At 73.1% G+C, this 20,970-nt stretch carries 22 protein-coding genes; 11 read left to right on the top strand and 11 right to left on the bottom strand.

The genetic code is table 11. From position 1 onward, the window contains the following. Positions 1 to 90: 90 nt before the first annotated feature. Positions 91 to 690, top strand: a complete 600-nt coding sequence (locus tag R7226_RS18980) for a hypothetical protein (RefSeq protein ID WP_318598820.1) — start codon at positions 91 to 93, stop codon at positions 688 to 690. Between the two features lie 201 nt (positions 691 to 891). Here R7226_RS18980 and nhaA read toward each other — a convergent pair whose 3' ends face one another. Genes nhaA through R7226_RS19000 form a run of 4 tightly spaced genes read right to left on the bottom strand, consistent with a single transcriptional unit; the run spans position 892 to position 5,081 of the window. Then, on the bottom strand, positions 892 to 2,781 hold the full coding sequence (gene nhaA, locus R7226_RS18985; RefSeq protein WP_318598821.1) for a Na+/H+ antiporter NhaA: 1,890 nt from the start codon (positions 2,779 to 2,781) through the stop codon (positions 892 to 894). After that, complete coding sequence (locus tag R7226_RS18990; RefSeq protein ID WP_318598822.1) at positions 2,778 to 3,053, bottom strand: UBP-type zinc finger domain-containing protein; 276 nt, start codon at positions 3,051 to 3,053, stop codon at positions 2,778 to 2,780. Before R7226_RS18990 ends, nhaA begins: the two co-directional genes overlap by 4 nt. 49 nt (positions 3,054 to 3,102) lie before the next feature. Beyond that, on the bottom strand, positions 3,103 to 3,417 hold the full coding sequence (locus tag R7226_RS18995) for a GNAT family N-acetyltransferase (RefSeq protein WP_318598823.1): 315 nt from the start codon (positions 3,415 to 3,417) through the stop codon (positions 3,103 to 3,105). Between the two features lie 59 nt (positions 3,418 to 3,476). Next, entirely contained in the window at positions 3,477 to 5,081 is a 1,605-nt protein-coding gene (locus R7226_RS19000; RefSeq protein WP_318598824.1) for an amidohydrolase, read from the bottom strand. Positions 5,082 to 5,188: 107 nt separating this feature from the next. On the opposite strand from R7226_RS19000, the gene R7226_RS19005 reads away from it, so the two are divergent. From R7226_RS19005 to R7226_RS19015, 3 genes are all read left to right on the top strand, one after another. Then, positions 5,189 to 6,172, top strand: a complete 984-nt coding sequence (locus R7226_RS19005; RefSeq protein WP_318598825.1) for a LacI family DNA-binding transcriptional regulator — start codon at positions 5,189 to 5,191, stop codon at positions 6,170 to 6,172. Positions 6,173 to 6,581: 409 nt separating this feature from the next. After that, positions 6,582 to 8,132 (top strand): APC family permease, encoded by a 1,551-nt coding sequence (locus R7226_RS19010; protein WP_318598826.1) that lies wholly within the window; start codon positions 6,582 to 6,584, stop codon positions 8,130 to 8,132. Then, a complete protein-coding gene (locus R7226_RS19015) occupies positions 8,132 to 9,310 on the top strand; it encodes a M24 family metallopeptidase (RefSeq protein ID WP_318598827.1) in 1,179 nt (392 codons plus the stop codon). Before R7226_RS19010 ends, R7226_RS19015 begins: the two co-directional genes overlap by 1 nt. Before the next feature lie 9 nt (positions 9,311 to 9,319). Here R7226_RS19015 and R7226_RS19020 read toward each other — a convergent pair whose 3' ends face one another. Beyond that, entirely contained in the window at positions 9,320 to 9,808 is a 489-nt protein-coding gene (locus R7226_RS19020; protein ID WP_318598828.1) for an Lrp/AsnC family transcriptional regulator, read from the bottom strand. Between the two features lie 129 nt (positions 9,809 to 9,937). On the opposite strand from R7226_RS19020, the gene R7226_RS19025 reads away from it, so the two are divergent. Both R7226_RS19025 and R7226_RS19030 read left to right on the top strand, forming a co-directional pair. Further along, positions 9,938 to 11,404, top strand: a complete 1,467-nt coding sequence (locus R7226_RS19025; RefSeq protein WP_318598830.1) for an aminobutyraldehyde dehydrogenase — start codon at positions 9,938 to 9,940, stop codon at positions 11,402 to 11,404. Between the two features lie 7 nt (positions 11,405 to 11,411). Then, complete coding sequence (locus R7226_RS19030) at positions 11,412 to 12,800, top strand: aspartate aminotransferase family protein (protein WP_318598831.1); 1,389 nt, start codon at positions 11,412 to 11,414, stop codon at positions 12,798 to 12,800. A 77-nt stretch (positions 12,801 to 12,877) separates the two neighbouring features. Here R7226_RS19030 and R7226_RS19035 read toward each other — a convergent pair whose 3' ends face one another. The 3 genes from R7226_RS19035 to R7226_RS19045 are packed head-to-tail and all read right to left on the bottom strand — an operon-like array spanning position 12,878 to position 14,003. Continuing rightward, positions 12,878 to 13,198 carry an SHOCT domain-containing protein gene (locus R7226_RS19035; protein WP_318598832.1) on the bottom strand — a complete coding sequence of 107 codons (321 nt, stop codon included), beginning with the start codon at positions 13,196 to 13,198 and terminating at the stop codon, positions 12,878 to 12,880. Position 13,199: 1 nt separating this feature from the next. After that, positions 13,200 to 13,547, bottom strand: a complete 348-nt coding sequence (locus R7226_RS19040; RefSeq protein WP_318598834.1) for a carboxymuconolactone decarboxylase family protein — start codon at positions 13,545 to 13,547, stop codon at positions 13,200 to 13,202. A gap of 12 nt (positions 13,548 to 13,559) precedes the next feature. Next, positions 13,560 to 14,003: a DUF7144 family membrane protein gene (locus R7226_RS19045; protein ID WP_318598835.1), complete on the bottom strand. Its 444-nt coding sequence runs from the start codon at positions 14,001 to 14,003 to the stop codon at positions 13,560 to 13,562. A gap of 130 nt (positions 14,004 to 14,133) precedes the next feature. Here R7226_RS19045 and R7226_RS19050 point away from each other — a divergent pair, with 130 nt between their 5' ends. From R7226_RS19050 to R7226_RS19060, 3 genes are read left to right on the top strand one after another with little or no spacing between them, the layout of a single operon-like run. Next, on the top strand, positions 14,134 to 14,580 hold the full coding sequence (locus tag R7226_RS19050; RefSeq protein ID WP_318598836.1) for a hypothetical protein: 447 nt from the start codon (positions 14,134 to 14,136) through the stop codon (positions 14,578 to 14,580). Beyond that, positions 14,577 to 15,122, top strand: a complete 546-nt coding sequence (locus tag R7226_RS19055) for an RDD family protein (RefSeq protein WP_318598837.1) — start codon at positions 14,577 to 14,579, stop codon at positions 15,120 to 15,122. The genes R7226_RS19050 and R7226_RS19055 overlap by 4 nt, the downstream gene beginning before the upstream one ends. Then, a complete protein-coding gene (locus R7226_RS19060; protein ID WP_318598838.1) occupies positions 15,119 to 16,510 on the top strand; it encodes a DUF2252 domain-containing protein in 1,392 nt (463 codons plus the stop codon). Before R7226_RS19055 ends, R7226_RS19060 begins: the two co-directional genes overlap by 4 nt. 9 nt (positions 16,511 to 16,519) lie before the next feature. On the opposite strand, the gene R7226_RS19065 is transcribed toward R7226_RS19060, so the two are convergent. Next, positions 16,520 to 18,040: an SDR family NAD(P)-dependent oxidoreductase gene (locus R7226_RS19065; protein ID WP_318598839.1), complete on the bottom strand. Its 1,521-nt coding sequence runs from the start codon at positions 18,038 to 18,040 to the stop codon at positions 16,520 to 16,522. Positions 18,041 to 18,164: 124 nt separating this feature from the next. Between R7226_RS19065 and R7226_RS19070 the strand changes: the two genes are divergently transcribed. Both R7226_RS19070 and R7226_RS19075 read left to right on the top strand, forming a co-directional pair. Continuing rightward, positions 18,165 to 18,662: a hypothetical protein gene (locus R7226_RS19070; RefSeq protein WP_318598840.1), complete on the top strand. Its 498-nt coding sequence runs from the start codon at positions 18,165 to 18,167 to the stop codon at positions 18,660 to 18,662. Positions 18,663 to 18,706: 44 nt separating this feature from the next. Next, entirely contained in the window at positions 18,707 to 19,189 is a 483-nt protein-coding gene (locus R7226_RS19075; protein ID WP_318598841.1) for a hypothetical protein, read from the top strand. Positions 19,190 to 19,536: 347 nt separating this feature from the next. On the opposite strand, the gene R7226_RS19080 is transcribed toward R7226_RS19075, so the two are convergent. Then, positions 19,537 to 20,334 carry an anti-sigma factor gene (locus R7226_RS19080; protein WP_318598842.1) on the bottom strand — a complete coding sequence of 266 codons (798 nt, stop codon included), beginning with the start codon at positions 20,332 to 20,334 and terminating at the stop codon, positions 19,537 to 19,539. Beyond that, a complete protein-coding gene (locus R7226_RS19085) occupies positions 20,334 to 20,909 on the bottom strand; it encodes a sigma-70 family RNA polymerase sigma factor (protein ID WP_318598843.1) in 576 nt (191 codons plus the stop codon). The genes R7226_RS19080 and R7226_RS19085 overlap by 1 nt, the downstream gene beginning before the upstream one ends. Between the last annotated feature and the right edge of the window lie 61 nt (positions 20,910 to 20,970).

Genomic DNA, 20,970 nt, shown 5'->3' on the forward strand with positions numbered 1-20,970 from the left:
ACTTGATGGAGACGCTCGCCCGCGCCGGGCTCGTCTACGGGGTGGAGGAGCCGGCGCGCGGCCGCGGGCGCCGGGGCCGGCACCACCCTCGTGCTGCGCGGCGTCGGCACGGACGCCGCGCGGCTGGCTGAGCTGGCGGCGGCGGTCGCGCCGGGCCACCGCCGCGTCGTGCCGGAGCCGCCGCGCTTCCTCTACGTCGGCCGCGACCACGTCGGTCAGCGCTGGTGGGTGACGTCGATCGACGGCGAGCACGAGCCGGCGACCTTCGGCGACGCGCTGCACGCGGTCGAGCAGCTCGCGGCCGGCATCCGCGCGCAGTGGGCGGCGCCGTCGCTGCTGGTCGGCGACGGCCAGGGCGGCGAGCTGGCGCTGGCGTTGGCACTGATCGCGCCGGAGCTGGTCGCCGGCGTCGTCGCGCTCGACGCGGCGCTGCCGCAGGTGCCCGGCTGGGAGCGACCGGCGGCGGCGCTCGACGGCCTGCCGGTCCTGCTGCTGCCGGGCGCGCAGCCGAGCGCGGAGATCGAGCGCACCCGCCGCGAGCTGCTGGCCGCAGGGGCTCGCCTGAGCGACGGGCCGCCGGGCATAGGCGCCGCCGAGGCCGCGCTCGCCGGCCCGCCCGGAGTCGACGCCGACGCATCCGCGCTCGCCGCCGGCTGGTGGCGCGAGGCCGCGCCGGCCGCCGCCGCCTGAGAAACCCGCGACTCCGTCCGCGCCATTCTTGTAACAATGCTTACAAGCACCCTTGCTTTGCACCGCCGGCAGGTCCATAGTCAGTGACAGAAGGGTCGTCAATCGAGTCAACCGCAAGGAAGACCACGAAGGCGGCCCTTCCGTCGTTCCCGCTCGCCGCGTCGCGCCGGGCGCGGCGCCCCCGCCGGGCGCGCCGCGTCCCTATGCCGGCGCGGCGGCCACGACCGGCGGCTGCCCGCGCGTCGCTTCCAGCTCCGCCGCCAGCGTCTCGGCGTCGTACGGCCCGACGTGGCGTCTGCCGCCGACGAAGAAGGTCGGCGTGCCGCGCGCGCCGCTCGCCTCGGCCGAGACCACGTCCTCCTGCACGCGCTCGGAGTGGCGGCCGTCCTGGAGCGCCCGCGCCATCTCCTCGACGTCGATCCCGATCTTGCCGGCGTAGCCGAGCAGGTCCTCGAACTCCAGCTCGTCCTGGTGGTCGAACAGCTTGTCGTGCAGCTCCCAGAATCTGCCCTGCACCGCCGCCTCCTCCATCGCCTGGGCGGCCAGCTCGGCATGGGGGTGGACGTCGACGAGCGGCAGGTGGCGGATCACGTAGCGCAGGTCGTCGCCGAAGCGTCTGCGCAGCTCCTTCACCATCCCCGTCGCGCGCCCGCAGAAGGGGCACTCGAAGTCGGCGTACTCGACCAGCGTCAGCGGCGCGTCGAGCGGCCCGCGGATGTGGTCGCGCTCGACGTCGACCGGCGGATCGAGGATCGTCGGCAGGCCGGCGCTGACCTCGCCGCGCAGCACCGCCGCGAGCTTGAAGGCGAGCCAGCCGACGATCACCGCCAGCGCCGCGGCCATCAGCACGCCGATCTTCGCCTCCTCCTGCAGCCGCTCGGAGTCGAAGGCGAGGCCCGCGATCAGCAGCGAGACGGTGAAGCCGATCCCCGACAGCGCCGCGCCGCCGACGACCTGGCCCTCGCCGACGCCCTGCGGCAGTCTGCCGAGTCGCGCCCGTATCGAGCCGAGCGCACCGAGCGTGATGCCGATCGTCTTGCCGGCGACGAGGCCGGCGACGACCGCCCACGTCAGCGGCGAGGTGAGCGCGTCGCCGAGCGCGCCGCCGCGCAGGTCGACGCCGGCGTTGGCGAGCGCGAACAGCGGCACGATCAGGTAGCTCGTCCACGGGTGCAGCAGCTCCTGCATCCGCTCGTTGGGGGAGACGGCACGCTCGACGCTGCGGGTGGTCTCGCGCGCGAGGCTGGCGAGCGGCGACTGGCGGAAGGCGTGCGCTCTGGAGGCGGCCTCGTCGACCTGTCGTCTGCTCGGCGTGTAGGCGGCGACGAGCAGGCCGGCGGCCATGCCGGCGATCGTCGGGTGCAGGCCGGAGATGACGGTTGCCAGCCACAGCCCGAGCCCGAGCACCGCGTAGGCCGAGCCGCGCCAGACGCGCATGCTCGACAGCACCGCGATCCCGACGAGGCAGGCGAGCGCGACCAGCAGCGCGATCGCGTCGATCGAGTCGGAGTAGACGATCCCGATCACCGAGATCGCGACGAGGTCGTCGACGATCGACAGCGTCAGCAGGAAGACGCGCAGCTGGGTCGGGCAGGCGGGGCCGACGATCGCCATCGCGCCGAGCAGGAAGGCGGTGTCGGTCGCGATCACGATGCCCCAGCCGCCCGACGCCTCGCCGCCGGGCGCGATCAGCAGGAACAGCAGCGCCGGCACGAGCATGCCGCCGATGCCGGCGATCACGGGGACGGTCACGCGGCTGCGGTCGCGCAGCTCGCCGATCGCCCATTCGCGCCGCACCTCGAGGCCGATGACGAAGAAGAAGAGCGCCATGAAGCCCTCGTCGAGCCAGTGGCGCAGGTCGAGGTCGAGCGTCCAGTCGCCGAGCCGGATCGACAGCTCGGTGTGCCAGAACGACTCGTAGGAGTCCGACAGCGGCGAGTTGGCCCAGACGAGCGCGATCAGCGTCGCCGCGAGCAGCAGCCCGGCGCCGCCGGCCTCGGTCGTGATGAAGCTGCGCAGCGGCCGGCCGAGCTGCGCGAGCAGCTGGCGCCGTGGCGGTCTGGTCTGGTCCTCGACGGTGGTCGCGCTCACGTCGCGCGCAGCTCGAAGCCGACTTCGTCGATCACGCACCACGACCATCTCTCACCGGGCTCGGCGGAGCGCAGCAGCGGGTGCCCGGCGTCGTGGGCGTGCTTGGTCGCGTGTCTGTTGGGCGAGGAGTCGCAGCAGCGGATCTCGCCGCAGATGTGGCACATGCGCAGGTGGACCCAGCGGCCGCCGCTGGCGAGACAGTCGGTGCAGCCGGCGATCTGATCGGGCAGATCGAGGACCTCGATCTGGTCCAGGTGGGTGCAGGTGGCCATGCGTGGTGCTCCTCGGAAGGTGGGACGGCGGCGACGGGTCCCTCTAGTTCTACCCGACGTCCTCGAACCGCCCGCGCATGCTCGGCGCGACGAGCGGGATCAGGTCGGGGTGACGGTGCACGTAGGCGGCGGCGAACGGGCAGAGCGGGATGACCGTCTTGCCGTCGGCCTCGATCGCGGCGAAGGCGCCGCGCACCAGCTCGCCGCCGACCCCCTCGCCCTCGTGCTCGACCGCCACCTCGGTGTGGGCGATGATCGTGCTCTCGCCGGCCGGCAGATAGTCGATGAAGCCGAGCAGCTCGCCGCCGTCGTCGTGAAGCTCGTATCTGCGGCGATCGGCCGCGTGCGTGAACTGGTTCGCCATGCCGGCAAGGATCTCCGATGCGGCGGCGGGGCGGCGGCTGGCGCGTGCGCGCGCGGCGCCTACCCCCGGTGGACGACCCGTCCGCCGACGATCGTCAGCGCGACCGGCAGCTCGGCGAGCGCGTCGGGCTCGACGGTCACCGGGTCGCCGCCGAAGACGGTCAGGTCGCCGTCGCAGCCGGGCGCGATCCGGCCGGCGTGCGCCGCGCTGCCGACGGTCGCGGCGGCGGCGGTCGTGTAGCCGGCGAGCGCCTGCGCGGCGGTCAGCGCCTGCGCGGGATCGGGCGCCGGCATCGCGCGGTCGCCGGGCAGCCGCCGCAGCAGCGCGTAGCCGATCCCGAGGCGCGGATCGGCCTGCGCGACCGGCCAATCGGAGCCGAGCGCGACCGTCGCCCCGGCGGCGTGCGCGTCGCCCGCGCGCCAGACCCGCGCGCCGCGCGCCGGGCCGAGCCGCCGCGTCCACTCGTCGCTGCCGTCGGCGGCGCGCCATTGCCCATGCAGCGGCTGCAGCGAGACGGCGACGCGCTCCTCGACGCAGCGCGTGAGCAGGTCGTCGGGGAGGACCTCGAGGTGCTCGATGCGGTGCAGGCCGCCGTTGGCCGGTGGCGTGCTCGCCGCCGCGTAGGCGTCGAGCGTCTCGCGCACGGCGCGGTCGCCGATCGCATGCGTCGCGCATTGGAAGCCGGCCCGCGCGAAGCGGACGGTGAGGTCGCGCAGTCGCCGCGGGTCGGGCCAGTAGCAGTCGCCTCCGCCGCCGCGCGTGTCGGGCTCTTCCAGCCAGGCGGTGCCGGTCTCGATCACGCCATCGGCGAAGAACTTCGCGACGCCGCCGCGCCACAGCGTGCCGTGGTCGTCGCGGTGGCGCAGGAACTCCTCGACCTGCTCGTCGCCGGTCTGTGGGAGCAGCAGCAGCGGCACGAGCAGCCGCGCGGTCAGCTCGCCGGCGGCCTCCAGTTCGTCGAGCAGCGCGTAGGCGGTGAGGTCGCCGTCCATCGCGTGGCCGCCGGTGAGGCCGAACGCGTTGAAGCGGCGCAGGTTGTCGCGCACGCCGTCGCGCAGCTGCGCGGGCGTGATCGGGTCCAGCGCGTCACTGACGTGCCAGTACGCCGCCAGCTCGATCAGCTCGCCGGTCGGGCGGCCGTCGCGGAAGGGGATCTCGGAGTTGCCGGTCAGCGCCGGCGGGGCGGTGACGCCGGCGCGCGCGAGCGCCGACGGCGTCGCGACGTGCGTGTGCAGGTCGACGTAGGAGATCAGGGCGGGGCCGCCGGCCAGCTCCTCCAGCAGCTCGCCGGGCCAGGCGACGCCGTCGAGCGCGGCGTAGTCGAGCGCCCAGCCGCGCACGAGCGCCTGCGGTCCGACCCGCGCGCGCTCGGCCTGCAGCACGGCGCGCAGGCCGGCGACGTCGTGGACGGCGCGCAGCTCGGGCCCGCGCGCCAGCAGCGCGCCCCAGACCGGATGGATGTGGCTGTCGACGAGGCCGGGGAGGACGGTCAGGTCGGCGCCGTCGAGCAGCTCGGTGCGCGGCCCGCAGAGCGCGCGGATCTCGCGGTCGTCGCCGACGGCGGCGATCGTGCCGTCGGCGGCGAGCGCGACGGCGCTGGCGCGCGGCCGCGCCGGGTCGAGCGTGCGCACGTTCGCGCCGACGATCGCGAGGGTGATGTCCATCGCCGGAGCGTATGCCAAACCGATTCGTCAGTTCGGCGTGAGCGGCCGGCGGGGCTGCTACGTTGCGGCGTCTGATGGAGCAGGGGCGCCGCCCAGGAATTCGCGACGTGGCCCGTGCGGCGGGGGTCTCGCGCACGACCGTCTCGCACGCGCTCAACGACAAGGGCCGCGTCGCGCCGGAGACGCGCGAGCGGATTCTCGCGATCGCGGAGGAGCTGGGCTACCGCCCCAACACGAACGCGCTCCACCTGACGCAGCAGCGCACAGGCCTGCTGGCGCTGACCTCCTCGCCGTCCGATCCCGTCCCGCTCGGCCTGCTCGACGTCGACTACTTCCTCGCGCTCGCGCCGGCCGCCTCGGAGGCCGCGCTGCGCGCCGGCTACGCGCTCGTGCTGGGGCCGACCGGGCAGGCGCCGGAGCTGTGGGCGCAGCTGCGGCTCGACGGCGCGCTGATCACCGACCCGCTGCCGTCCGATCCCTTCCTGCGCGAGCTGGAGCGGCAGGGAACGCCGGTCGTCACGCTCGGTCGCGACGTCGACCGCGCGCAGGAGACGTGGTGGGTCGACTCCGACCTCGTCGCCGCGATGACGGAGGTGCTCGACCACGTCGAGGTCGCCGGCGCGCGCCGCGTCGGCTTCGTCGCGGAGCCGCCGCGCCACTCCTACTCGATCGACGAGCTGCTCGCCTACGAGCGCTGGCAGGAGGCGCGCGGCGCGGCGCCGCTGGTGGAGGAGGCGGCCGGCAACCACACCGAGGCCGGCTTCCACGCGGCGCAGCGGCTGCTCGACGCCGCCGATCGGCCCGACGCGATCGTGACGACGCTGGAGGGGCTGGCGCTCGGCGTCAAGCTGGCGGCCGAGACGCGCGGGCTGCGCGTGCCGGAGGACCTGATGATCGCGGCTGTCTCCGACGGCCCGGGCCTCGCTCAGGCGCACACCTCGATCACCGCCGCCGACCTCGCCCCGGCCGAGCTGGGCACGGCGGCGGTGCGGCTGCTGCTGGAGCGCCTCGACGGCGCCGCCCCGACTCCGCGCGCCGTCGTGATCCCCAGCGTCCTGCGCGTCCGCGCCTCAACGCGTCGCCCGCGCTGAGGCGCGCCGAGCCGCGCCGCGCCGCGCGCCGACGCCGGCGCCGCCGCCCCGCCGACACCTCGAACCCGAGGAGCGGCGATCTGTGCATCGCATGGATGTACAAACCCGCACTCCTGCCGCGGCGCGGCCGCGAGCGACTCGTGGAGCCAGTCGCCGCGCGCCCGCCGCGCTAACCCGATCACTGCGGGTTCGGGGGTCTCTGGCGCCCCCGAACCCGCAGTGATCCCCTGCGCCAATGTGGCAAACCGGTCAGGCAGCCACGCTCCATCGGCGACATTGCGGATGACAAACCGGTCAGGCAAGCTGCGCGGCAGAGGAGACGCCAAACCGGTCAGGCGCGTGGAATCGGCGCAGCGGATCGCCGACCGACCGGACATTTCCGCTCAGCTGCAAGGAGACTGACTCGATGATGGAAGCACCACCGCCCGCGGCCGGCCCCGGCGCACCCGCCGGCCCCGCGGCGGCCGGCACGGCATCAGGCACCGCACCCGCAGCCGCCGGTCCGGGCACGCCGGCCGGCAGCGCCGCGCCCCCGCCGCAGGCCCCGCCCGGCGGCCAGCAGCTCAAGCGCGACTTCACGCTGCGCTCGGCCTTCTCGCTGGCGTTCGCCTACATGTCGCCGATCGTCTGCATCTACGGCGTCTTCGCGATCGCCCTGGCGCTGGTCGGGCCGGGCTTCTGGCTCGCGCTGCCGGTCGCCTTCGCCGGCCAGCTGCTGGTCGCCTACGCACTCGGCGAGGTCGCCTCGCGCTATCCCTTCCAGGGCAGTCTCTACGCCTGGGCCGGTCGGCTGCTCGGCCCCGCCTACGGCTGGTTCACCGGCTGGGCGTACGTCTGGACGGTGCTGATCGCGCTCGTCACCGTCGCCGTCGGCGCGACGCAGTTCTGGGGCGCCGCCTTCGCCATCGACGTCAGCGCGAAGTCGTCGCTGATCGTCGGCTGCGTGATCGTGCTCGCCTTCGCGACCGCGTCGAACATGCTGACGCGCAAGCTGCTGCGGCTGATGATCTTCCTCTCGATCACGGTCGAGGTGATCGCCTCGATCGGCCTCGGCGTCTGGCTGCTCTTCTTCCACAACGTCAACCCCGTCAGCGCGATCCTCGAGAACGGCGCCGGCGCCGGCGGCTGGTCGCTCTCGACCGTGCTGCTGGCGGTCGGCCTCGCCGGCTGGTCGTTCGTCGGCTTCGAGTCCAGCGGCGCGATCGGCGAGGAGGTCGAGGACGCGCCCCGCAACGTGCCGAAGGCGCTGCGCTACTCGCTGATGGCGATCGCCGCGATCGGCCTCTTCGGCTCGCTGTCGCTGCTGCTGGCGGTGCCCGACATCGGCGCGGTGCTGACCGGCGAGGACGTCGACCCGATCACGACGACGCTCTCGACGCACCTCGGCGAGACCGGCATGCGCGTCTTCAACGCGATGTTCGCGATCGGCTTCACCGCTTGCGCGCTCGGTCTGCAGACCGGCATCTCGCGCGTCATCTGGGCGTTCGCCCGCGACAGAGCGCTGCCCGGCTCGACCTGGCTGGCGAAGCTCTCCAGACGCGAGGCGATCCCGCTCAACGCGCTCGCCGTCACGGCCGTGCTGCCGCTGCCGATCTTCTTCCTGACCGGCTCCAACGTCTACTCCGTGCTCGTCGGCTTCGTGATCGGCGGCTGGTACCTGACCTTTGCGCTGGTGCTGATCGCGGCGGTCGTCGTGCGCAGCCGGGGGAGCTGGAAGCCCGGTCCGTGGTCACTCGGCCGCCTCTCGCTGCCGATCCTCGTCGCGGCGCTGATCTGGTCGGTCTTCGAGACGATCAACATCTCGTGGCCGCGCGAGATCCTCAGCGGCCCCGACTGGTGGCTGCAGTGGTCGGTCGTGCTCGTGACCGCAGTCCTCGGCGTGCTCGGCGCGCTCGTCTACCTGACCGTGCGCAGAGGGATGCGCCTCGGTCAGCCCCTCCCCGAAGAGCAGGAGTCCTGATGTACCGCTGGCCCGACGTCGACGCCGCCGCCCTGCGCGCGGCGCGGATGGAGCGCGTCGCCGAGCAGATGCGCGAGCAGCAGCTCGACCACCTGCTGCTGTCGAGCTTCGACACGATCCGGCAGGCGACCGACTTCCGCGCGACGCTGACGTACGACTCCAACTACGACTACTACGCCGCGCTCGTCGCGCTCGACGGCGAGGCGACGCTGCTGGCCTGCGACGTCGGCGAGGTGCTCAACGAGCCGGTCCACGGCCTGCCGTGGATCACACGCCGCGTGCCGGCGCCGTCGTGGCAGTCGTTCTGGGCCCACCCGGCGACGTACACCGGCCTGCTCGTGCGCGAGCTGCAGCGGGTCGGCGCCAGACGGGTCGGGATCGACACGCTGCCGTTCGACGTCGTCGAGCTGATTCGGCGCGAGCTGCCGCAGGTCGAGCTGGTGCCGGTGCTGCGCGAGCTGCTGCGGGCGCGGCGAATCAAGCTGCCCGACGAGGTGCGGCTGCTGGAGGCGACCTGCGACGTGCTGTCGCTGTGCGCCTCCAACGCGCTCGCCGGCTTCGTCGAGGGGATGACCGACCACGACGTCGTCACGCTCGCCGACGCGACCGCCCACTCGCACATGGTCGAGTGGATCTCGCACAGCGTGATCGTCGCGCAGGCGACGCCGCGCAGAGCGGCGTGGCTGCCGACCGGCCGCCGCATCTGGGGCGGCGACACCTTCTTCGTCGACTACGGCGTGATCGGCCGCGGCGGCTACACGGCCGACTTCTGCCGCACCGCCTTCGCCGGCGAGCCGTCGCCGCAGGTCGCCAAAGCCCACCGCGCGCTGCTCGACGCAAAGGCGACCGGCGAGGCGTTCGCGCGGCCGGGCGTGACCGGCTCGCAGCTGGCGGCGACGATCAACGACGCGCTCCGCGGCCACGGCCTGCCGCCGACCTCCTACGCGGTCGGCCACGGCATCGGCCTGCGGATGGTCGAGATCCCCAGCCTCTACCGCGCCGAGCTGATGGACCACGACGACGTGCTCGAAGAGGGGATGTGCATCTGCATCGAGCCCTCGACCGCGGTCGAGCTGCCGGGCGGCGAGGTCGTCGGGCTGAAGGAGGAGGACCAGTACATGGTCACCGCGAGCGGCCTGCGCAAGCTGACGCGCACCGCGGTCGCGGCGACCGCCTGACGAACCGCCTCAGCGGCCGGGCAGCCGGCCGTGCTCGAAGCTCTGCTTCGTCAGCTTCAGGTAGACGAACGTGTCGGTCGAGACGACGCCGTCGATCGCGCGCAGCTGCTCGATGATCTCCAGCAGGTGCGCGTGGTCGCGGCAGACGACCTCGACGAGCAGGTCGAACTGGCCGGCGACGATCACGACGTAGCTGACCTCCGTCAGCTCCGCGATCGGCTCCGAGACGACCTGCGGTCTGCCGCTCGTCGTGACGCCGACCATCGCCATCGCGTCGAAGCCGAGCGCGAGCGGGTTGGTGACGCCGACGACGTCGAGCACGCCGGCCTCCGAGAGGCGGTCGTAGCGGTTGCGGACCGTCCCCTCGGCGACGCCGAGCGCCCGTGCGATCTCGCGGAAGGAGGCGCGGCCGTCGGCCTGCAGGGCCTCCACGATCGCGCGGTCGAGATCGTCGAGCACGGCGCTGCCGGCGATCGCGCCGCGTCTGCGGTCGTTCATGGTCCGGATCCTAGCGATCGCGACCCGATTCAGCGACATCCGCAGCAAAGTCGCCTACACATTGCGGTTATCTCAGTGTAGGGTGGGTATCGGTACGCAAAGCGCAACGTCTGCAAGGAAGGCTCACCCGTGGCTCAGACCACCCCCAGCGCACCGTTTCGCAACGTCGTCGGCGGCCAGCTCGTCGATGCGGTCGACGGCGGCACGCGCGAGATCGTCAACCCCGCCACGGGCGCGGTGATCGCGACCGTGCCGGAGGGCAACGGCGCCGACGTCGAGCGCGCCGTCGAGGCCGCGCTCGCGGCCAAGCGCGAGTGGAACGAGACGACGCCGGGGGAGCGCGCGACCGCGCTGCTGAAGCTCGCCGACGTGATGGAGGGCGCGACCGACGAGCTGGGCGCGCTGGAGTCGGCCAACACCGGCAAGCCGCTGGGGATGGCGAAGGAGGAGGTCGAGGCCTCCGCCGACCTGCTGCGCTTCTTCGCCGGCGCCGCGCGCAACCTCGAGGGCAAGTCGGCGGGCGAGTACATCAAGGGCTACACGTCGATGGTGCGGCGCGAGCCGATCGGCGCCGTCGCCGGCATCGCGCCGTGGAACTACCCGCTCAACATGGCGGCGTGGAAGATCGGCCCGGCGCTCGCCGCCGGCAACGTCCAGGTGCTGAAGCCGGCCGAGGGGACGCCGCTGTCGCTGCTGCGCTTCGCCGAGCTGGCCAATGCCGCCGGCGCCCTGCCGGCCGGCGTGCTCGGCGTCGTCACCGGCGACGGCCCGAACGTCGGCGCGAAGCTGGTCGAGAACCGCGCCTTCGGGCTCGTCTCGCTGACCGGCGACGTGCGTACCGGCAAGACGATCGCGAAGGCCGCCGCCGACAACCTCACGCGCCTGCACCTGGAGCTTGGCGGCAAGGCGCCGGTCGTCGTGCTCGACGACGCCGACCTGGAGCAGACGGTCGCCGCGATCCGCGTCGCCGGCTACTGGAACTCCGGCCAGGACTGCACCGCCGGCACGCGCATCATCGCGACGGCGAAGATCTACGACAGACTGCTGGAAGCGCTCGTGCCCGCCGTCGAGTCGCTGCAGGTCGGCGACCCGGCCGAGGGCGAGCAGATCGAGATGGGCCCCGTCATCTCGGCCAAGCAGCAGCAGCGCGCCTTCGGCTTCATCGAGCGCGCGACCGCGGCCGGCGCGACCGTGCTCACCGGCGGCGGCAACGGCGCCGGCCCGGCCGGCGGCGCCTTCGTCGCGCCGACGATCGTCGCCGACGTCGAGCAGGACAGCGAGATCGTCCAGAACGAGGTCTTCGGCCCCGTCGTGACGATCCAGCGCGTCGACGACTACGCGCAGGCGATCGCTTTCGCCAACGACTCGCGCTACGGCCTCGCGGCCTCGGTCTTCACCGAGAACGTCGGGCGCGCGATGGACGCCGCACGCCGGCTGGAGTTCGGCTGCGTGTGGGTCAACGACCACCTCACCCCGATCACGAGCGAGATGCCCCACGGCGGCTTCAAGGAATCCGGCTACGGCAAGGACATGTCGATGTACTCGCTCGAGGACTACACCCAGATCAAGCACGTCGCTGTGCGGATCGGACTCTGAACGGACCATGACTGCAACTGCAAGCAACCCCACGGGCCTCGACCTCCAGCAGGCGGCGAAGGACCACCTCTGGATGCACTTCACGCGCATGGGCGCGTACAGGGACGCGCCGGTGCCGATCATCGAGCGCGGCGAGGGCAGCTACCTCTACGACTCCGCCGGCAAGCGCTACCTCGACGCGCTCGCGGGCCTCTTCGCCGTGCAGGTCGGCTACGGCTACGGCGAGGAGATCGGCGCGGCGGCGCACGCGCAGATGCGCGAGCTGCCGTACTACACGAACTGGTCCTACGCCCACCCGCGCTCGATCGAGCTGGCGACGAAGATCGCCGGCCTCGCGCCCGAGGGCATGAACCGCGTCTTCTTCACCAGCGGCGGCTCGGAGTCGGTCGAGTCGGCGTGGAAGCTCGCGCGCCAGTTCCACACCGCCAACGGCGAGCGCCGCTGGAAGGCGATCGGCCGCGACGTCGCCTACCACGGCTCGTCGCTCGGCGCGCTCTCGATCACCGGCGTGGCGGGGATCCGCTCGCCGTTCGAGCCGCTCGTGCCGCAGGTCTCGCACGTCCGCAACACGAACCGCTTCCGCCGTCCCGCGGGCGAGACGGAGGAGCAGTTCACGCAGTTCCTGCTCGACGACCTGGAGCAGCGGATCTGGTCCGAGGACCCGTCGACGGTCGCGATGGTGATCATGGAGCCGGTGCAGAACTCCGGCGGCGCCTTCACGCCGCCGGCCGGCTACTTCGAGGGCGTGCGCGCGCTCTGCGACGAGCACGGGATCCTGCTCGTCGCCGACGAGGTGATCACCGGCTTCGGCCGCATCGGCGACTGGTTCGCCTCCAACCGCTTCGACATCAAGCCGGACATCATCACGAGCGCGAAGGGCCTCTCGTCGGCGTACGCGTCGATCGGCGCCGTGATCGCCTCCGACAAGGTCGCCGCGCCGTTCCTGGAGGGGACGGCGATGTACACGCACGGCGTCACCTTCGGCGGCCACCCGGTGCAGGCGGCGATCGCGCTGAAGAACATCGAGATCATGGAGCGCGAGCAGCTGCCGCAGAAGGTCCGCGCGACCGAGGACCAGTTCCGCGCGACGCTGGCGCAGCTGCTCGACCTGCCGATCGTCGGCGACCTGCGCGGCACGGGCTACTTCTACGCGCTGGAGCTGGTCAAGGACAGCGAGACGAACGCGACCTTCAGCGACGAGGAGGCGGAGAAGCTGCTGCGCGGCTTCCTCTCCGAGCGGCTCTACGACGCCGGCATCATCTGCCGCGCCGACGACCGCGGCGACCCGGTCGTGCAGATCTCCCCGCCGCTCGTCGCCGAGCAGCAGCAGTTCGACGAGATCGTGACGATCCTCGGCGAGGTGCTGGGCGAGGCGTCGAGACTGGTCGGGCACTAGCGCGCGGAGCGCGTCCGCGTCCGCGGACGCGCGCGGGCGCGGGCGGTCCAGGGGACCGCCGCGCCCGGTTGTGCGCCTCACGAGGCGAGCAGGCGCGCTTTCTGCGTCGCGAACTCGTCCTCGGTCAGCACGCCTTGGTCGCGCAGCTGGCCGAGCTGCTGCAGCTGGGAGATCAGGTCGGCGCCGCCGACGGCCGGCGGTGGGGCTGCGGCCGCCGGCGGCGGTACGGGCGCCGCCTGCTGCGGCGGCGCGGCGTACGCCTGTTGCTCCAACCCTCCGATGCGCGCCTCCTGCTCGGTCTCGCGCTGCTGCGAGGCGGCGCGCTTCTTGCCGGCCATGTACGCGCCGCCGCCGACGGCCGCGGCGCGCAGCAGCGGCCGGCGTCGTCCGATCGGCATCTCAGGCCTCTTCCTCGTCGAGCACGAGGCCGAGCGCCAGCATCACCTCGGGCGCGGCAGCGATGACGCGCGGCCCGCCGACCTGCGGCGCGACGGCGCGCAGGACGCCGAGGATGTCCTCGGGGGTCGCGCCCTCGGCGGTCGCGTTGGCGATCTGCCAGGCGTACGAGGCCGGCGGGGCGTCGAGCGCGATCAGCGCCGCGATCTTGACGAGCGCGAACGTGCGAGGGTCGAGGCCGGTGCGCTCCTGCTGCGCCTCGCGCAGGCCGATCGCGACCTCGATCGCGTCGACGTCGCCGATCGCGATCGAGCGGAAGGTCGCTTCGGTGTCGGGTGCCACTGCGGACATCGCGATGCCTCCTCAGGCCCGCTCTTCGGCGTGACCGCCGTGGACGGCGAGGCCGTAGATCACCATCATGTCGACGGCGAACAGCGCCAGCGACAGGAACGGCGAGGCCGGCAGCAGCATCAGCTGGATGATCGCGTTGAGGCCCGCGAAGGCGATTCCCAGCCACGTCGCCAGCGTGTTGCGCGCCCACACGCCGAAGGCGACGAGCATCTGCGCCGCGCCGGTCAGCGTGACGATCCAGCCCCATGTGTTGAGGTCGCTGAAGATGTAACGCGCGTCGTTGACGTAGAAGCTGGAGTCGCTGATCGCGCCGATCCCGTAGATGATGTTCAGGGTCGCGGCGATCATCAGCATCGTGCCGGCGAAGACGACCCAGCCGCCGGCGTGGCTCTCTGCCGTCGCGTATCCCGTCTGGTCCGACGCGGGAACCCCGCCGCCGGTAGCGTGCACACCCATGGCCTCTCCCTTGCGTTCTGGTACGCCACACCGTGTCAGCGGTGCGCGGGGGCGCCAAGGGTGCGCTCACCACACGCGAACAGGTGCGTGCACCACTGCGCTGACGCGCGCGCGAGGCGATGATCGGACGATGGTCCGCTCGTTCGTCATCGCCGTCGCGCGGCCGCCGCTCTCGCTGGTGCAGCGACGTGCCTCGCAGACCGCGCTCGACCTGCTCGACGCGCTGCTGGCCTCGCAGCTCGCCGACGCCGCCGCGCGCCGCATCGTCACCAGCGAGGTCGCCGAACGGGCCGTTGCGGAGGCCTTCCGCGGGCCGCTCGTCGACGCCGTCACGAGACGGCTGCTGGAGAGCGAGGAGCTGTGGCTGATCGTGCAGGAGGTCGCGCAGAGCCCGGCCGTGACCGACGCGATCACGCACCAGGGCGCGAGCTTCGCCGAAGAGGTCGCCGACGAGGTGCGGGAGCAGACGCAGCAGGCTGACGCGTGGCTGGAGCGCGCCGCGCGGCGGATGCTGCGGCGTCCCTCGCCGGCCGGTCCGCTGTCGCCGCTGCCGCCGCCCGGCCTCGGCCCGGCATGAGCAGCGCGCAGACGCTGCACGCGCAGGAGATCGCAGCGCGCCGTGCCGGTGCGGCGCGCGCACGCCCCGCCGCGCCGCTCTATCCCGGCCTCGCGACGCGCGCGGTCGCGCTGGCGCTCGACGCGGTCGCGATCAACGCGGTCGCCGTCGCGGTCGGCGGCGTCGTCGCGCTCTGCACGTCGCTGCTGCACCTGCCTGACGGCGTCGAACGGGTCGCGGCGATCGTCGGCGCCGGCATCTGGCTGGCGTGGTCGATCGGCTACTTCGTCGCCTTCTGGTCGACGACCGGGCAGACGCCGGGCGACCGCGTGATGCGAATCTGCGTGCGCGACGCCCACGAGCCGCCGCGGCCGCTGCGGCCGGCGCGCGCGCTGTTGCGCTTCGGCGCGCTCGTGCTCGGGGCGATCCCGCTCTTCGCCGGCTACCTGCCGGTGCTGCTCGACGCACGCCGGCGCGCCTTCCACGATCGTGTCGCGACGACCGTCGTCGTCCACGCCGAGCCCGATCAGCCCCCGCACTCACACGCCGGAGTCGCGCGTTGAGCGCCGCCGACGGCCGCGCGGCGCGTGCACGCGTCAGACGCGGCGCGCACGGCGAGTTCGCGCCCGCGAGCGACCGCCCTGACCCGCTCGACGTCCTGGCGCGCCAGGGCGCGACGCGCGTGCAGGAGCTGCTGCCGCTGCGCTACGAGCGGATGGCGGCGTCGCCGTTCGCCTTCTTCCGCGGCGCCGCGGCCGTGATGGCCGCCGACCTCGCCGCGACGCCGGCGACCGGCCTGCGCGTCCAGCTCTGCGGCGACGCCCACCTCGCCAACTTCGGCGGCTTCGCCGCGCCCGACCGGCAGCTCGTCTTCGACCTCAACGACTTCGACGAGTCACTGCCGGGCCCGTGGGAGTGGGACGTCAAGCGGCTGGCGGCGAGCATCGCGATCGTGGGGCGGGAGCGCGGCTTCGGCGGGCGTCAGCGGCGCGACACGGTGCGCGCGGCCGTGCGCCGCTACCGCGAGGCGATCGACCAGTTCGCCGGCCTCGGCCACCTCGCCGTCTGGTACGCGCGCCTCGACGCCGACACGATCGCCAGACGGTGGCGTGAGGAGCTGCCGGAGGAGCAGGCGCGCGCCTTCGACCGCAACCTCCAGAAGGCCCACCGCAAGACCAGCCTGCGCGCGCTCGACAAGCTGACCGAGCACGTCGACGGCCGCCTGCGGATCGTCTCCGACCCGCCGCTGATCGTGCCGCTCGACCAGCTCGCCGGCGACCGCGGCACGCCCGAGTTGGTCACCGAGCTGCTGGCCCAGCACGCCGCGACCGTCAGCGGCGCGACCGCCCGCCTGGTCGCGCGCTACAGATACGTCGACGCGGCGCTGAAGGTCGTCGGCGTCGGCAGCGTCGGCACGCGCGCCTGGATCGCGCTGCTGCTCGGCGACGACGAGCGCGACCCGCTCTTCCTGCAGCTGAAGGAGGCGCAGCCGTCGGTGCTGGAGCCGTACGCCGGCGCCAGCGAGTTCGACCACCACGGCGAGCGCGTCGTGCGCGGCCAGTGGCTGATGCAGGCGGCGAGCGACATCTTCCTCGGCTGGATCTCGGCGACGGGGCTCGACGACAGACGGCGCGACTTCTACGTGCGCCAGCTGTGGGATTGGAAGCGCTCGGCCGACGTCGAGCGGATGGTGCCCGAGGCGCTGGCCGCCTACGGCGAGATGTGCGGCTGGACGCTCGCGCGCGCCCACGCCCGCTCCGGCGACGCCGGAGCGATCGCCGCCTACCTCGGCAGCAGCGACGCCTTCGAGCGGGCGCTGGCCCGCTTCGCGGAGGCCTACGCCGACCTGAACGAGCGCGATCACGCCGCGCTCGTGGCGGCGCTCAGACCGGGCGGGCGGCTGGCGGCCGGCGCCGAGGCGCCCGTCGGCGCGCCCGCGCTGGCCGGCTGAGCCGCCGGCCTACCAGGGCGACTTGGCGTAGTCCTTCAGGAAGATGCCGTGCAGGTCCTCGCCGAGCTCGCCGCGGACGATCGGGTCGTAGACGCGCGCGGCGCCGTCGACGAGGTCGAGCGGGGCGTGGAAGCCCTCGCCGGCGAGCCGCTGCTTGGTCGGGTGCGGCCGCTCGTCGGTGATCCAGCCGGTGTCGACGGCGGTCATCAGGATCCCGTCCTGCTCCAGCAGCTCGTTCGCGCTCGTGCGCGTGAGCATGTTCAGCGCCGCCTTCGCCATGTTCGTGTGCGGATGGCCCGGGCCCTTGTAGCCGCGGCTGAACTGGCCCTCCATCGCGGAGACGTTGACGATGTACTTGCGCCGCGCCGGCGCGGCCGCCATCGACCGCCGCAGGCGGCTGACGAGGATGAACGGCGCCGTCATGTTGCAGAGCTGGACCTCGAGCATCTCGGTCGGGTCGACCTGCTCGACCGTCTGGATCCAGCTGTTGCTGTCGTGCAGGTCGGGCACGAGGCCGCCGGCGTCGATCGCTTCGCCGACCGCGACCCGGTCCATCGACGCCGACTTCGCTCTCAGCGCCATCGCCGTCAGCGCGTGGGGGGTGGGGGCCCAGTGCTGGCCCGACTCGATCCCGGCTGGCAGCGAGGTCGGCCGCGCGGCGACCTGGCCGAAGGTGACCAGCCGCGGCAGCTCGCCGGCGGGCAGCGGCGCGCGCTCGGCCTCGACCAGCGGCGCGTACGCCTCGGGCGAGCGGCGCACCGTCTGCGCGGCGTTGTTGATGAGGATGTCGAGCGGACCCTCCTCGGCGACGGCGTCGGCGAGCGCGATCACCTGCGAGGGGTCGCGCAGGTCGATCCCGACGATTCTCAGCCGGTGGATCCAGTCGCCGCTGTCCTCCATCGCCTTGAAGCGGCGGATCGCGTCGTTGGGGAAGCGCGTCGTGATCGTCGTATGCGCGCCGTCGCGCAGCAGGCGCAGCGCGATGTACATGCCGATCTTCGCGCGACCGCCGGTCAGCAGCGCGCGGCGGCCGGTCAGGTCGGTGCGGGCGTCGCGGCGCTGGTGGTTTCTCGCCGCGCAGGAGGGGCAGAGCTGGTGGTACCAGGCGTCGACCTGCGTGAAGTGCTCCTTGCAGACGTAGCAGGCGATCGACTCGATCAGATGGCCGGCGATCGCGCCCGTCGTCGCCGTGGTCAGCGGCAGGCCCTCGGTCTCGTCGTCGATGCGGCCGGGGGCGCCGGTCGCGGTCGCGTGCGTGATCGCGCGGTCGTGCTCGAGGATCGCGTCGCGCCGCTCGCGCTTGCGCTGCTTCTTGACGGTCTTGTAGATGCTCGCGGTGGCGCGCTGGATGGCGATCGCGTCGGGATGCTCCAGCGGCAGCCGCTCGACCTCCGCGAGGACGGCCAGCGCCGCTTGAAGCCGGGCCGGGTCGATGCCTTCGGCCGGCGCGTCCTCGACCGCGAGCGACCCTTCCAGCCGCGCCGGATCGAGGCCCGCCGCGGGGCTCTGCTGGTCGTCGTGGTGCTGCATGCTCGCGTTCAAGGGTACGCGAGTGCGGCGAGCGCCTCCCGCGCGCGGACTTCGCGACGGTAGAGCAGCTGGTCCAGCGGGCACGGTCGGGAGGTCCCGCAGTTCGACAGGAACGGACTCCCCGATGTCCCGCACCCGCCTCGCCCCGCTCACGCTGATCGCGACCGTCCTCGCCGCCGCCCTGCTGCTGCCGGCCGCCGCGCGCGCCGACGACCGCTCGTTCGCGACGACCGCGATCGACCAGGCCGGCAGACTGGCCAGATACGAGAGCGCGACCGGCACGGCGCTGACGCGCGTCGACCGCAGAGGTCGCGCGGCGATCCCCGCCGCGCGCAGAGCGGTGCAGGCGACCCGCAACCAGATCGACAAGGCGCTGCGGCCGCTGCGGGGCGAGTCGACCTCGACCGCCGACGGCGCGCGGATCAAGCGCAGATTCGTCGCGCTGCTGGTCGCGGAGAAGAAGACCTACGGCACGGTCGACCGCTCGCTCGCCGCGTTCCAGCGCGGCGAGGTCAGCACCGGCAACGAGCTGCAGCGGCGCGCGAAGGCGTCGATCGCGAAGATCCGCAAGCAGGCGATGAGATTGGCGCCGGCGCTGCGGCGGCTGGTGGAGGGCGCCTGACGCCTCCCTAGAATCCGGTCGCCCGACGAAAGGACCGACCCGCGATGCCCCGCACCCTCCTTCGCACGACGCTGCTCGCCGTCACGCTGCTGCTGGCGCTGCCGCTCGTCGCGCGCGCCGACGACCAGTCGTTCGCGCGCGCCGCGATCACGCAGGCCGTCACGCTCGACAGACACGAGACGGCGACGAGCAAGGCGCTCGCGAAGGTCGACACGAGAGGGCTCGCGGCGGTCCCCGGCGCGCGCAGAGCGATCAAGCTGGTGCGGCGCCAGGTCGACCGCATGAGAGCGGCCGTGACGCCTGAGCAGACCTCGACGCCCGAGGGTGAGACGGCGAAGCGCAAGCTGCTGGAGATCCTCGCGGCCGAGAAGAGAGCGTACGGAACGCTCGACAGCGCGCTGGTCGCGTACAAGCGCGGCGACAACGCGACGGCGCGCACGCTGCTCAGCCGCGCGAAGAGATCGATCGCGAGCATCCGCGTGCAGGCCGGCAGACTCGGCAGCGAGCTGCAGGCGATGGCGGCCTGAGACCCCTTCGTGCCGTCTGTCGCGAGGCGGACGGCACGATCCGCGCGGACTGCGCTACTCTGCCGCCTTCCCAATGAGAAAAGGCCCGCCAATGGCGAGCCTTTTCCCGGGAGGAGAGATGTGTCTATGTGGTGGTGCTGCGATCGGTGAGGAAGCTTTTTGCCGGGTTTCGCGGGGCCCGGCGGGTGGTGCGTCGATCGCGTAGACACATAGTGCGCGTTTCCCTGCTGACGTTGTGTGACGTTGGTCATAGAAGGGGCCGGGACGCAAGAACGCGTGCGAGCGGCTCGACGAGAGTTCGGCAGCTGGCGCGACGCCGCGCTCGCCGCGCCGCGCCGTCACCGCGCTCAGACCGTCGCGCTGAGCAGCGGTCTCGCCGTCGGCGCGGGGCTGCCGCCGGCCGGCTCCTCGGTCACGAGCACCTGGTCGCCCGAGCCGAGCGACTGCGGGATCGCGACCGTCGAGCTGCCGTCGCGCGCGAGCACGAAGACAGTTGACGGCTCGACGTCGCGGCCGTCGCGCATCACCCACGCCTGGTAGACGCGGCCTCTTGCGGGTTGCGGCAGCTGTCTCACGTCAAGGTGCCAGGCGCCGCCGTCGGAGATCAGCTGGCCGCTCACCGCCGCTCTGCCGGCGTCGGCGGTCGCGACGACCGGGACGGTCGTGCGGTCGGGCGTCGAGGAGCCGCCGCCGACGACGAGCCCGATCGCGAACGCCGCCGCGACCCCCGCGGCGGTCAACGCCGCCGGCAGCACCGGCACATGCCAGCCGCGCAGTCGTTCGCGCAGCGGCGTGCGCTGTGAGCCGCTGGAGCCGCCGTGCCGCGCGCGCGCCGGTGCCGAGGCGCCCCGCCGCGAGCGCGTCGTCGCCGGCGCGGGCGCCTGCTCGGGAACGCCGGAGGCGGCCGCCCGCTCCTGCGCGATCGCGTCCATGATCCGCCCGCGCAGCGCCGGCGGCGGCGACAGCTGCTCGACCGAGGCCGGCAGCAGCTCGACCGCGGGCGCGAGCCGGTGCAGCTCGCCGCGGCAGCGGTCGCACGTGGCGAGGTGGGCGGCGAAGGCGACCGTCTCATCGGTGTCGAGCGCACCGACGGCGTAGGAGGCGAGGTCCTCGTCCCAGCGGCTGTGCTCGTCCGCGATGTTCATCAGATCGCCTCGTCCATGCTCGTGCGCATCTTCTCCAACCCAAGTCGCATCCGTCCCTTGATCGTGCCGAGCGGCACGTCGAGCAGGTCGGAGATCTCTCTGTGCGTGAAGCCGCCGAAGTAGGCGAGACCGAGCACCTGCGACTGGTCTTGCGGAAGCTCCTGCAGCGCGCCGCGCACGACCCGCGCGCGCTCGCGCCGCAGCGCCTCGCCGTCGGTCCGCTCCTCGCTCGCCTGCGCCTCCAGCGCGCCGTCGTCGTCGTAGTCGAGGCGCGGTGCGCGCGCCGCCGAGCGGCGCAGCGCGTCGATCGCGCGGTTGCGCAGGATCGCCAGCACCCACGAGCGCACGCTGCCGCGCGAGCCGTCGTAACGACCCCCCGAGCGCCAGATCGAGACGAACGCCTCCTGCGTCACGTCCTCGGCCGTTTGGCGGTCGCCCATGATGCGGTGCGCGAGCGAGTACGCGGCGCCGCCGTGGCGGTCGTAGAGGACCTCCAGCGCGCGCGGCTCGCCTTCCTGCACGAGCGTCATCAGCTCCTCGTCGGCGAGGCGCTCGATCGTGCGGCGCTGCTTCACGGGGCGGGGGTCTGGGCCGGTGAGTCCATCGCTAGCTATTCGGTTGGCCGGCGCGAGCGGA

This window comes from Conexibacter stalactiti (assembly GCF_033542075.1).
Taxonomy (GTDB): domain Bacteria; phylum Actinomycetota; class Thermoleophilia; order Solirubrobacterales; family Solirubrobacteraceae; genus Conexibacter; species Conexibacter stalactiti.